Raw genomic sequence first — 11,530 nt, 5'->3', positions numbered from 1 at the left:
TGCATCAACCCGTGGTGTCACCCGGCCCCGCCCCGACACCGTCCCACCCTAGAAGAGGTAACAGCATGAAAATGGTTTCCGCCATCATCAAGCCGTTCAAGCTGGACGAAGTGCGCGAAGCGCTCTCCGGCATGGGCGTGCAGGGCATCACCGTGACCGAAGTCAAGGGCTTCGGCCGCCAGAAGGGCCACACCGAGCTCTACCGCGGCGCCGAGTACGTCGTCGACTTCCTGCCCAAGGTCAAGATCGAAGCCGCCGTCGACGACAGCCTGGTCGACCGCGTGATCGAAGCCATCGAAGGCGCTGCCCGCACCGGCAAGATCGGTGACGGCAAGATCTTCGTCACACCCCTCGAACAGGTGGTTCGCATCCGCACCGGCGAGACCGGCAAGGAAGCCCTCTGATCACCGCACCCGAATCAGAAAGAGCAACCCTATGAAAAAGCTGATCGCTTCCCTGCTGCTGGGCGCAGGCCTGATGTTCGGAGGTTTCTCCGCCATGGCCCAGGACGCCGCCAAACCGGCCGACGCACCGGCCGCCACCGCCGCACCCGCGGCTGATGCAGCCGCTGCCCCGGCCGCCGCACCCGCTGCCGCAGAAGCCGCCCCGGCCGCCGCTGCCGAAGCCGCACCGGCCGAGGCCGCTCCCGCCCCCACCGTCAACAAGGGCGACACCGCCTGGATGATGGTGTCCACCCTGCTGGTCATCCTGATGACCGTGCCCGGCCTGGCGCTGTTCTACGGCGGCCTGGTGCGCAGCAAGAACATGCTGTCGGTGCTGATGCAGGTGATGGTGACCTTCTCGATGATCGTCGTGCTGTGGGCCATCTACGGCTACAGCCTGGCCTTCACCGAGGGCAACGCCTTCATCGGTGGCTTCGACCGCCTGTTCATGAAGGGCGTCTGGGACAACGCCGCCGGCACCTTCGGCCTGGGCGCGACCTTCAGCAAGGCCACGCCGATGTACGAGATCGTGTTCGCCGCCTTCCAGGCCACCTTCGCCGGCATCACCTGCGCCCTGATCGTCGGCGCCTTCGCCGAGCGCATCAAGTTCAGCGCCGTGCTGCTGTTCACCGCCATCTGGTTCACTTTCTCCTACGCCCCGATCGCCCACATGGTCTGGTTCTGGATGGGTCCGGACGCCTACACCACCGCCGAAGTGGCAGCTGAGATGAACGGCAAGGCAGGCTTCATCTGGCAGATGGGCGCGCTGGACTTCGCCGGCGGCACCGTGGTGCACATCAACGCCGCCGTCGCCGGTCTGGTCGGTGCCTACATGGTGGGCAAGCGCATCGGTTACGGCAAGGAAGCCATGGCCCCGCACAGCCTGACCCTGACCATGGTCGGCGCCTCGCTGCTGTGGGTGGGCTGGTTCGGTTTCAACGCCGGCTCCGCGCTGGAAGCCAACGGCTTCGCCGCCCTGGCCTTCATCAACACCTTCTTCGCCACCGCAGCCGCCGTGCTGGCCTGGTGCATCGGTGAAGCCCTGGCCAAAGGCAAGGCTTCGATGCTGGGTGCCGCTTCCGGTGCCGTCGCTGGCCTGGTGGCCATCACCCCCGCCGCCGGCAACGTCGGTGTGGTCGGTGGCCTGGTGATCGGTCTGCTGGCTGGCTTCGCTGGTCTGTGGGGCGTGACCGGCCTGAAGAAGCTGCTGGGCGCCGACGACTCGCTGGACGTGTTCGGCGTGCACGGTGTCTGCGGCATCCTGGGTGCCCTGCTGACCGGCGTGTTCAACAGCCCCAACCTGGGTGGCCCCTCGGCCGTGGCCGACTGGACGACCGTCGCCATGATCACCGGCGACGCCTACTCCATCGCCAGCCAAGTCTGGGTGCAGGCCAAGGCCGTGCTGATCACCATCGTGTGGTCCGGCGTGGTCTCCGTGATCGCCTACAAGATCGTCGACCTGACCATCGGCCTGCGCGTGACCGAAGAGCAGGAACGCGAAGGTCTGGACATCAGCTCGCACGGCGAAACCGCCTACAACCGCTGATCCGGCCACTGATTGCCTCCTTTGGATGTTCGACCCGCGCGCCGCAAGGCCGCGGGTCTTTTTTCGTCTGGTGAATGCATCACAGACAGGGCCTGGAGCGGGCGCGAGCATGCGCGCTGTCACACCCTTCAGGAGGAACCCATGTCCGCTCACCCCATGCCGCTGTTCGCCCTGCTGGCGCTCACCCTGGGCGTCGCGTCCCAGGCCGCGGCGGCCAACCCGCCCGGCAAGACCGAACGTCGTCTGCCGGCCCGCGTCACCTTCATCGACGCGCCGTCCAGCGAAACGCCGGCCGCGCGCGAGAAGCGCCTGAAGCGCGAGTGCCGCGGCCGGCCCAACGCGGGCGCCTGTCTGGGCCACACGCGCTGACGCAGGCGCCGGGGCCGCTCCGATTGCAGCGGGCCGTGCAAAAAATTCAAAGGCCCTTCCAGGGCCCGCCGCTACCATGGCGGCCATGCAGAACAGCCCCACGAACGACACCCCGCATGCGCTGATCGACCAGGTGCGCGCCGCGGTCGCGGCCCGCACGCCGTTGCGCATCCACGGGGGTGACACCAAGGCCTTCCACGGCGAGCCGGTGAGCGGCCAGCCGCTGGACACGAGTGCGTTCAGCGGCATCGTCGCGCACGAACCCAGCGAGCTGGTGATCACCGTGCGCGCCGGCACGCCGCTGGCCGAGGTCGAGGCCGCGCTGGCGGCGCACGGCCAGCATCTGCCGTTCGATCCGCCCCATTTCGGCGCCGCATCGACCATCGGCGGCGCCGTCGCGGCCGGTCTGGCCGGCCCGGCGCGTGCCACCGCTGGCGGCGTGCGCGACTACGTGCTGGGCGCCCAGTTCATCAACGGCCAGGCCGAATGGCTGACCTTCGGCGGCCAGGTCATGAAGAACGTGGCCGGCTACGACATCAGCCGCGCGCTCGCCGGCTCCATGGGCACGCTGGGCGTCATCACCCACCTCTCGCTCAAGGTGCTGCCGGTGGCGCCGGCCGAGGCCACCCTGGTGTTCCGCATGGGTCAGCGCGACGCGCTGGAGCAGCTGCACCGCTGGGGTGGCCAGCCGCTGCCCTTGAACGCATCCTGCTGGGTGAAGGACGACACCGCACCCGATGCGCCCGAACTGCTCTTTGTGCGCCTGCGCGGGGCGGTGGCGGCGGTGGAATCGGCCTGCGAGCGCCTGGCACGCGAGGCCGGCGGCCAGCGCATGGACAACACGCAGGCCGGACCCGACTGGGCCACCTGCCGCGACCAGACCCTGCCTTTTTTCCATCCGCCATCACCGGACCATTGCCTGTGGCGCCTGTCGCTGCCCCAGACCGCGCCGGTGCTGGAGCTGCCGTTTGCGCAGCTGATCGAATGGCAGGGCGCGCAGCGCTGGCTCTGGGCCCCGGCCCCGGCGGCCACGCCGATCCGTGCGGCCGCGGCCAGGCTGCAGGGCCACGCGACACTGTTCCGCGCGGGCCCCGACGGCGCGCCCGGCGTGCGCCGCTTCGACACCGAGAGCGCGGCGCTGCAGACCATCACGAAGCGCCTGCGCGAGGCGTTTGACCCGCTGGGCCTCTTCAACCCGAACAAGATGGGCTGAACCCACGATGCAAACCAACCTCGCCCCCGAATTCAAAGGCACGCCCGACGGCCTGGCCGCCGAAGCCATCCTGCGCAAGTGCGTGCACTGCGGTTTCTGCACCGCCACCTGCCCGACCTACCAGCTGCTGGGCGACGAGCTGGACGGCCCGCGCGGCCGCATCTACCTGATGAAGCAGGTGTTCGAGGGCGTGCAGCCCACGCGCGCCACGCAGCTGCACCTGGACCGCTGCCTGACCTGCCGCAACTGCGAGAGCACCTGCCCCAGCGGCGTGGACTACGGCCACCTGGTGGACATCGGCCGCAAGGTGGTGGACGCCAAGGTGCCGCGCCCGGCCGGCGAAAAGGCGGTGCGCTGGCTGCTCAAGGAAGGCCTGACCTCGCCCGCCTTCGGCCCTGCCATGAAGCTCGGCCAACTGGTGCGCGGTCTGCTGCCCGAGACGCTGAAGAACAAGGTGCCCGCGAAGCAGGACGCCGGCCGCTGGCCCACCGCCACCCATGCGCGCAAGGTGCTGATGCTGGCGGGCTGCGTGCAGCCGGCCATGATGCCCAACATCAACACCGCCACCGCGCGCGTGCTCGACGCCGCCGGCATCCAGACCGTGGTCGCGCCCGAGGCCGGCTGCTGCGGCGCGGTGAAGTTCCACCTGAACGACCAGGACGGCGGCACGGCGCAGATGCGCGCCAACATCGACGCTTGGTGGCCGCACGTCGAAGCGGGCGCCGAAGCCATCGTGATGAACGCCTCGGGCTGCGGGGTGACGGTCAAGGAATACGGCCACATCCTGCAGCACGACCCGGCCTACGCCGCCAAGGCCGCGCGCATCAGCGCGCTGACGAAGGACTTGAGCGAGCTGCTGCCGGCGCTGGTGCCGGTGCTGCAACCCAAGCTGGCGCAGCGACCCGACGCGAAGAAGGTGATCGGCTTTCACCCTCCCTGCACCCTGCAGCACGGGCAGAAGCTCAAGGGCGGTGTCGAAACCCACCTGGCCGCGCTGGGCTTCACGGTGCAGGTGGCCAAGAACGAAGCCCACCTGTGCTGCGGCTCGGCCGGCACCTATTCGGTGCTCAACCCCGGGCTGGCCTACCAGCTGCGCGACCGCAAGCTGGGTCACCTGGGCGAGCTGCAGCCGGCGGTGATCGCCAGCGCCAACATCGGCTGCATCACCCACCTGCAAAGCGGCACCCAAACGCCGGTGCGGCACTGGATCGAGCTGCTGGACGACGCGCTCGCGCCCTGAGACCCCGGCCATCGTGGTTCCCTGCGGGCCCGTGGCGCCCGCGGCACAGGGGCGGGCACTGCCTCACGGTGCGGGCCGGGCAAGGCCGGCGGAGACGATTTGTCATGCTTTCGTGGCACACCCGCCGTTATGCTGTCCCTCCGAGGCCGACCGCGTCCGGCCCGACACCTCCCTTCATTCGACGCCACAGGAGCAGCAGCATGGGTTTCTTCAGCAACATCCTCGAAAAACTCGGCATGAAGGAAGCGGCCGCCGCGCCGGTCATCATCCCGCCGGCGGCCGCAGCGCCTGCGCCCGCCCCGAGCGCCGCACCGGCGGCGGCCCCCGCGGCCCCGGCCGCACCCGTGGTCAATCCCATCGCCATGGTCGACGTGATGACCCTGCTGACCGAGAAGGCCGCCAAGCACCCCGAGAAGCTCAACTGGAAGACCTCCATCGTCGACCTGCTCAAGCTGCTGGGCCTGGACAGCAGCCTGGCCGCGCGCAAGGAACTGGCCAAGGAGCTGTACTGCCCCGACGAGTTGATGGCCGACTCGGCCAAGATGAACATGTGGCTGCACAAGCAGGTGCTGGGTCACATCGCGGCCAACGGCGGCAACATCCCGCAAGAGCTGCTCTGATGTGTTGATGCCACCGCTGCCAGCCTGCTGACAAGGCGTTGGCAGCAGGGGGTCCGCAGACTTCGGGTTCTGTTCAACCACCACCTGGAGTCTTTCATGGCACACACCCTCAACTGGTTCGAGATCCCGGTCGCCGACATGGACCGCGCCGTGCGCTTCTACGAGGCGCTGACCCGTCGGTCCCTCAAGCGCGAGGCCTTCGGCGGCCCCGGTCAGGAGCTGGCGGTGTTTCCCGGCGACAGCGAAGCCGACGTGCGTGGCGCGTTGTTCAGCAGCCCGGCCATGCGGCCCGCCGACCAGGGCACCCTGGTCTACCTCAACGCCGGCGACGCGCTCGACCCCTGGATCGCGCGCGCCGAAGCCGCGGGCGGCCGCGTGGCCCAGCCGAAGGTGACCCTGCCCGAAGGCATGGGTTGCTTCGCCCACATCATCGACAGCGAAGGCAACCGCGTCGGCCTGCACGCCATGGCCTGAAGGCCGTCCCGGCGCTGGCTACCATCCCGTCCATGCGCCGCGCCGACCGACTCTTTGCCCTGGTTCAGCTGATCCGTGGGCGGCGCCTGTCCACCGCCGCCTGGCTGGCCGAGCGCCTGGAGGTCTCGGTGCGCACGGTCTACCGCGACGTGGCCGATTTGCAGGCGCAGGGCGTGCCCATCGAGGGCGAGGCGGGCGTGGGCTACCGGCTCGGCAAGGGCTTCGAACTGCCGCCGCTGATGTTCACCGTGGACGAGGCGCGCGCCCTGGCGCTGGCCACGCGGCTGGCGCAGCAGTGGCTGGACCCGGCGATGGCGCTGGCCGCGTCGGACGCCATGTCGCGCGTGCTCTCGGTGCTGCCGGCCGGTGTGCGCGCCGAGGTGGAGCGCCAGCCCTTGCTGATCGCCCCGGTGGGGCTGGAGCCCGCGCTGGGCCAGCGCCTCCAGGCGCTGCGCGAGGCGGCGCAGGCGCGCCGCTGGGTGAGGCTGCGCTATGTGGACCAGGGCGAGCGGCGCACCGAGCGGCGCGTGCGGCCGCTGGGCTGCTTCTACTGGGGCCGGGTGTGGACGCTGGCGGCCTGGTGCGAGCAGCGCCAGGACTTCCGCAACTTCCGGCTCGATCGCATGGAGGCGGTGCAGGTGGAGGAGGGGGTGTTTCCGGTCGAGCCGGGCAAGACCCTGGCCGACCTGCTGCGCCGCGAGACCGGGCACAGCACCGCGCACTGAGTCAGGCCCGCACCGGCACCTCGCGGCGCCGGGTGACCTCGCCCTTGCTGTTGATGCTCTCGAGCTGCACGCCGAAGCCCCACAGCCGCGCCACGTGCTTGAGCACCTCGCCCGCGCTCTCGTGCAGCGGCCGGTCGTTGTGCTGGGTGTGGCGCAGCGTGAGCGAGCGGTCGCCGCGCAGGTTGACGTCCCAGACCTGGATGTTGGGCTCGCGCGAACCCAGGTCGTACTGGCGGGCGAGGGACTCGCGCACACGGCGGTAGCCCGTTTCGTCGTGGATGGCGCTGACCTCCAGCGTGTCCTGCTGGTCGTCGTCGACCAGGGCGAACAGGCGGAACTCGCGCATCAGCCGGGGGCTGAGGTACTGGCCGATGAAGCTCTCGTCCTTGAAGTTGCGCATCGCGTGGTCCAGCGCGGGCAGCCAGGGCGTGCCGGCCAGTTCCGGGAACCACTGCCGGTCCTCGTCGGTGGGGGCCTCGCAGATGCGTTTGATGTCGGTGTACATCGCAAAACCCAGGGCGTAGGGGTTCAGGCCGCTGTAGCGGCGGTCGCCCACTCCGGGCTGGAAGATCACGTTGGTGTGCGACTTGATCCATTCCATCATCACGCCGTCGGTGAGGAAGCCGTTGTCGTACATCTCACTGAGCAGGCGGTGGTGCCAGAAGGTGGCCCAGCCCTCGTTCATCACCTGCGTCTGGCGCTGCGGATAGAAGTACTGGGCGATCTTGCGCACAATGCGCACCACCTCGCGCTGCCAGGGCTCCAGCAGCGGCGCGTTCTTCTCGATGAAATACAGGATGTTCTCTTCCGGTTCGGCCGGAAAGCGCTTGTTCGCCTGGGCGTCACCCTCGGCCTCGGCGCGCCTCGGCAGCGTGCGCCAAAGGTCGTTGACCTGCTGCTGGGCATAGGCCTCGCGGTCCTTGCGCGCGGCCAGTTCCTGGGCCAGCGACTTGCGGCTGGGCCGGCGGTAGCGGTCCACGCCGTGGTTCTGCAGGGCATGGCAGGAGTCCAGCAGGTCCTCCACGGCCTCGATGCCGTGCCGCTCCTCGCACTCGGTGATGTAGTTGCGCGCGTAGACCAGGTAGTCGACGATGGCGCTCGCATCGGTCCACATGCGGAACAGGTAGTTGCCCTTGAAGAAGCTGTTGTGGCCGTAGGCGGCGTGGGCGATCACCAGCGCCTGCATCGCCATCGTGTTCTCCTCCATCAGGTAGGCGATGCAGGGGTCGCTGTTGATGACGATTTCGTAGGCCAGCCCCATGTGACCGCGCTTGTAGTTCTTCTCGGTGAGGATGAACTCCTTGCCGAAGCGCCAGTGGCGGTAGTTCACCGGCATGCCGACGCTGGCGTAGGCGTCCATCATCTGTTCGGCGGTGATCACCTCCAGCTGGTTGGCGTAGGTGTCCAGCCCGAAGCGGCGCGCGGTGCGCTCGATCACCTCGTGATAGCGCTCGATCAGCTCGAAGGTCCAGTCGCTGGGGCCGGGCAGGGGCTCGGACGGCCGGGGCAACATCGGCAGGGGGTGTTCAAGACCGCTCATGTCGGGGCCCCTTCCTTGCGAAACAGGTCCCGGAACACCGGGTAGATCTCCGACGCGGCCGAGGCCTTGCGCAGCGCGAAGTTGGGGTGCGCCTGGCTCAGCGCCTCGTAGGCCTGCCACAGGTTCTGTTCTTCTTCGGTGACCTGGATGTAGGCGTAGTAGCGGCAGGCCGGCAGCAGCCGGCTGCTCAGCAGCTCGGCGCACTTGGGCGAGTCGTTCATCCAGTTGTCGCCGTCGCTGGCCTGGGCGCCGTAGATGTTCCACTCGTGCGGGTTGTACCGCTCGCGCACGATGCGGTCCATCAGCTCCAGCGCGCTGGAGACCACGGTGCCCCCGGTCTCGCGGGCGTGGAAGAACTCGTCCTCGGTCACTTCCTGGGCCTGGGTGTGGTGGCGGATGAACACCAGGTCGATCTGCTCGTAGTGCCGGGTCAGGAACAGGTAGAGCAGCACGAAGAAGCGCTTGGCCAGGTCCTTGCGCTGCTCGTCCATCGAGCCCGAGACGTCCATCAGGCAGAACATCACGGCGCGCGCGCTGGGCACCGGCACCCGCACATGGCTGCGGAACCGCAGGTCGATCGGGTCGATGTAGGGCAGGCGCTCGATGCGCCAGCGCAGCTGCTGCAGCCGCGCCTCCAGTTCGACCAGCTGGCTGCGCGCCACCGGGTCGTCGCCGTGGCGGCGCAGCTCGGCGATGCGCTCTTCCAGCTCCTCGCATTCGCGCCGCACGGCGCCGCCCATGGCGATGCGCCGGCCGTAGGCGCCGCGCATCGAACGCACGATGTGCAGGTTGTTGGGCGTGCCGCTGCTGGTGAAGCCCGCGCGCCGGGTCTTGAACTCGGGCACCTGTGCCAGCTGGGTGCGGACCAGGTTGGGCAACGCCAGGTCGTCGAAGAAGACCTGCATGAACTCTTCGCGGCTCAGCGCAAAGGTGAAGTCGTCCTCGCCCTCGCCGCTGTCGCTGGCCTGGCCGCTGCCGCTGCCCTGTCCGGTGCCGCCCTGGGGCCGCTGGATGCGGTCGCCCGTCAGGTACTCGCGGTTGCCGGTGTGCACCACCTCGCGGCGGCCGCCGGGGCCGTGGCGGAACTCGGGTTCGGACAGGTCCTTCTGCGGGATGTGGACCTCTTCGCCGCGTTCGACGTCGCGAATGCCGCGCCCGCTGATGGCGCGCCGCACCGCCTCGCCGATCTGCTCGCGGTAGCGGCGCAGAAAGCGCTCCCGGTTGCCGATGGATTTGTTCTTGCCCGCCAGCCGCCGATCGATGATGGACTGCAGCATGGGTGTTCCTGGTGGACGCCGGCCCCCGCGGTCAGCTGGACTTGCGCACGCGCAGGTACCACTCGCACAGCAGGCGCACCTGCTTGGACGTGTAGCCCTTGGCCACCATGCGCGTGACGAAGTCTTCGTGCTTCTTGGCCTCGTCGGCGCTGGCCTTGGCGTTGAAGCTGATCACCGGTAGCAGCTCCTCGGTGTTGGAGAACATCTTCTTCTCGATCACCGTGCGCAGCTTCTCGTAGCTGGTCCACAGCGGGTTGTGGCCGGCGTTGTTGGCGCGCGCGCGCAGCACGAAGTTGACGATCTCGTTGCGGAAGTCCTTGGGGTTGCTGATGCCTGCGGGCTTCTCGATCTTCTCCAGCTCGGCGTTGAGCGACTGGCGGTCGAACACCTCGCCGGTGTCGGTGTCGCGGTACTCGTGGTCCTGGATCCAGTAGTCGGCGTAGGTGACGTAGCGGTCGAAGATGTTCTGACCGTACTCGCTGTAGCTCTCCAGGTAGGCGGTCTGGATCTCCTTGCCGATGAACTCGGCGTAGCGCGGCGCCAGCTGTTCCTTGATGAAGCCGACGTACTTCTGCTCCAGCTCCTGCGGGAACTGCTCGCGCTCGATCTGTTGCTCCAGCACGTACATCAGGTGCACCGGGTTGGCGGCCACCTCGGTGGAGTCGAAGTTGAAGACCTTGGAGATGATCTTGAAGGCGAAGCGCGTGGAGATGCCGTTCATGCCCTCGTCGACGCCGGCGAAGTCGCGGTACTCCTGGTAGCTCTTGGCGCGCGGGTCGGTGTCCTTGAGGTTCTCGCCGTCGTACACCTGCATCTTGGAGAACAGGGAGGAGTTCTCGGGCTCCTTCAGGCGCGTGAGCACCGAGAACTGCGCCATCATCTTGAGCGTGCCCGGCGCACAGGTGGCCTGCGAGAGCGAGGAGTGGCGGATCAGCTTCTCGTAGATCTTGATCTCTTCCGACACGCGCAGGCAGTAAGGCACCTTGACGATGTAGATGCGGTCGAGGAAGGCCTCGTTGTTCTTGTTGTTGCGGAAGGCCTTCCACTCGCTCTCGTTGCTGTGCGCCAGCACGATGCCGTCGAACGGGATGGCACCGAAGCCTTCGGTGCCCTTGAAGTTGCCTTCCTGCGTGGCGGTCAGCAGCGGGTGCAGCACCTTGATCGGCGCCTTGAACATCTCCACGAACTCCATCAGGCCCTGGTTGGACAGGCACAGGCCGCCGGAGTAGCTGTAGGCGTCGGGGTCGTCCTGCGCATAGGTCTCGAGCTTGCGGATGTCGACCTTGCCCACGAGCGAGCTGATGTCCTGGTTGTTCTCGTCGCCCGGCTCGGTCTTGCTGACACCGATCTGCCGCAGCACCGAGGGGTGGCGCTTGACCACGCGGAAGCGCCGGATGTCGCCGCCGTATTCCTCCAGCCGCTTGACCGCCCAGGGACTCATGATGCGGTTGAGATAACGCCGCGGGATGCCGAACTGCTCTTCGAGCAGCGGCGCGTCTTCCACCGGATCGAACAGGCCCAGCGGCGACTCGTTCACCGGTGAGCCCTTGATGGCGTAGAACGGGACCAGCTCCATCAGCTGCTTGAGCCGTTCGGCGATGGAGCTTTTGCCCCCGCCCACCGGCCCGAGCAGGTAGAGGATCTGCTTCTTCTCTTCAAGGCCCTGCGCGGCGTGGCGGAAATAGGACACGACCTGCTCGATCGAGTCCTCCATGCCGTAGAACTCGGCGAAGGCCGGATAGACCTTGATGACCTTGTTGGCAAACAGGCGAGAGAGCCGCGGGTCGTTGCGCGTATCGACCATCTGCGGTTCGCCGATGGCCTTGAGCATGCGCTCGGCCGGAGTGGCGTAGGCCAAAGGGTTGCGCTTGCACTCGGCGAGATACTCTTCCAGCGACATTTCTTCTTCGCGGGTGCGTTCGAAGCGGGCACTGAAGCTGCTGATGACGTCCATGGCGACCTCCTGTGGGATGCAGCGTTGGATCACGACGCAGGCATCAGGTTCACAGAAATTCGGTCGCGTGAAAACCCCCCGTGTTGCGTATGGCGTGAAAGATTGGGCGCCGCGGGTCGCAGCGTGGCC

At 67.9% G+C, this 11,530-nt stretch carries 11 protein-coding genes; 8 read left to right on the top strand and 3 right to left on the bottom strand.

Annotated features, from left to right (window positions below; all coding sequences use genetic code 11):
• The first annotated feature begins 65 nt into the window (after nt 1–65).
• From RCO38_RS17075 to RCO38_RS17040, 8 genes are all read left to right on the top strand, one after another.
• Nucleotides 66–404: a P-II family nitrogen regulator gene (locus RCO38_RS17075; protein ID WP_308329552.1), complete on the top strand. Its 339-nt coding sequence runs from the start codon at nt 66–68 to the stop codon at nt 402–404.
• Nucleotides 405–435: 31 nt separating this feature from the next.
• Nucleotides 436–1,989, top strand: a complete 1,554-nt coding sequence (gene amt / locus RCO38_RS17070) for an ammonium transporter (RefSeq protein ID WP_308329551.1) — start codon at nt 436–438, stop codon at nt 1,987–1,989.
• Nucleotides 1,990–2,130: 141 nt separating this feature from the next.
• Nucleotides 2,131–2,358 (top strand): hypothetical protein, encoded by a 228-nt coding sequence (locus tag RCO38_RS17065; protein WP_308329847.1) that lies wholly within the window; start codon nt 2,131–2,133, stop codon nt 2,356–2,358.
• Nucleotides 2,359–2,443: 85 nt separating this feature from the next.
• Nucleotides 2,444–3,571: a glycolate oxidase subunit GlcE gene (gene glcE / locus RCO38_RS17060; protein WP_308329550.1), complete on the top strand. Its 1,128-nt coding sequence runs from the start codon at nt 2,444–2,446 to the stop codon at nt 3,569–3,571.
• A gap of 7 nt (nt 3,572–3,578) precedes the next feature.
• Nucleotides 3,579–4,811: a glycolate oxidase subunit GlcF gene (glcF, locus tag RCO38_RS17055; RefSeq protein ID WP_308329549.1), complete on the top strand. Its 1,233-nt coding sequence runs from the start codon at nt 3,579–3,581 to the stop codon at nt 4,809–4,811.
• A gap of 200 nt (nt 4,812–5,011) precedes the next feature.
• Nucleotides 5,012–5,431, top strand: coding sequence for a DUF3597 domain-containing protein (locus RCO38_RS17050; RefSeq protein ID WP_308329548.1), 420 nt, complete (start codon nt 5,012–5,014; stop codon nt 5,429–5,431).
• A gap of 96 nt (nt 5,432–5,527) precedes the next feature.
• Nucleotides 5,528–5,905, top strand: a complete 378-nt coding sequence (locus RCO38_RS17045) for a VOC family protein (RefSeq protein ID WP_308329547.1) — start codon at nt 5,528–5,530, stop codon at nt 5,903–5,905.
• 32 nt (nt 5,906–5,937) lie between these two features.
• On the top strand, nt 5,938–6,630 hold the full coding sequence (locus RCO38_RS17040) for a helix-turn-helix transcriptional regulator (protein ID WP_308329546.1): 693 nt from the start codon (nt 5,938–5,940) through the stop codon (nt 6,628–6,630).
• Between the two features lies 1 nt (nt 6,631).
• On the opposite strand, the gene RCO38_RS17035 is transcribed toward RCO38_RS17040, so the two are convergent.
• Genes RCO38_RS17035 through RCO38_RS17025 form a run of 3 tightly spaced genes read right to left on the bottom strand, consistent with a single transcriptional unit; the run spans nt 6,632 to nt 11,401 of the window.
• On the bottom strand, nt 6,632–8,170 hold the full coding sequence (locus RCO38_RS17035) for a SpoVR family protein (protein WP_308329545.1): 1,539 nt from the start codon (nt 8,168–8,170) through the stop codon (nt 6,632–6,634).
• A complete protein-coding gene (locus RCO38_RS17030) occupies nt 8,167–9,447 on the bottom strand; it encodes a YeaH/YhbH family protein (RefSeq protein ID WP_308329544.1) in 1,281 nt (426 codons plus the stop codon). Before RCO38_RS17030 ends, RCO38_RS17035 begins: the two co-directional genes overlap by 4 nt.
• Before the next feature lie 31 nt (nt 9,448–9,478).
• Nucleotides 9,479–11,401, bottom strand: coding sequence for a PrkA family serine protein kinase (locus RCO38_RS17025; protein WP_308329543.1), 1,923 nt, complete (start codon nt 11,399–11,401; stop codon nt 9,479–9,481).
• Nucleotides 11,402–11,530: the final 129 nt, after the last annotated feature.

This window comes from Hydrogenophaga pseudoflava (genome assembly GCF_031020795.1).
GTDB classification, from domain to species: Bacteria; Pseudomonadota; Gammaproteobacteria; order Burkholderiales; family Burkholderiaceae_C; genus Hydrogenophaga; species Hydrogenophaga pseudoflava_A.
The sequence above is the reverse complement of the archived record's forward strand: the minus strand, read 5'-3'. Positions and strand labels throughout refer to the sequence as shown.

Bases quoted from the DNA above. Each gene is read 5' to 3' on its own strand.
- RCO38_RS17075 (WP_308329552.1), top strand. From the start codon at position 66: ATGAAAATGGTTTCCGCCATCATCAAGCCGTTCAAGCTGGACGAAGTG.
- amt (WP_308329551.1), top strand. From the start codon at position 436: ATGAAAAAGCTGATCGCTTCCCTGCTGCTGGGCGCAGGCCTGATGTTC.
- RCO38_RS17065 (WP_308329847.1), top strand. From the start codon at position 2,131: ATGTCCGCTCACCCCATGCCGCTGTTCGCCCTGCTGGCGCTCACCCTG.
- glcE (WP_308329550.1), top strand. From the start codon at position 2,444: ATGCAGAACAGCCCCACGAACGACACCCCGCATGCGCTGATCGACCAG.
- glcF (WP_308329549.1), top strand. From the start codon at position 3,579: ATGCAAACCAACCTCGCCCCCGAATTCAAAGGCACGCCCGACGGCCTG.
- RCO38_RS17050 (WP_308329548.1), top strand. From the start codon at position 5,012: ATGGGTTTCTTCAGCAACATCCTCGAAAAACTCGGCATGAAGGAAGCG.
- RCO38_RS17045 (WP_308329547.1), top strand. From the start codon at position 5,528: ATGGCACACACCCTCAACTGGTTCGAGATCCCGGTCGCCGACATGGAC.
- RCO38_RS17040 (WP_308329546.1), top strand. From the start codon at position 5,938: ATGCGCCGCGCCGACCGACTCTTTGCCCTGGTTCAGCTGATCCGTGGG.
- RCO38_RS17035 (WP_308329545.1), bottom strand. From the start codon at position 8,170: ATGAGCGGTCTTGAACACCCCCTGCCGATGTTGCCCCGGCCGTCCGAG.
- RCO38_RS17030 (WP_308329544.1), bottom strand. From the start codon at position 9,447: ATGCTGCAGTCCATCATCGATCGGCGGCTGGCGGGCAAGAACAAATCC.
- RCO38_RS17025 (WP_308329543.1), bottom strand. From the start codon at position 11,401: ATGGACGTCATCAGCAGCTTCAGTGCCCGCTTCGAACGCACCCGCGAA.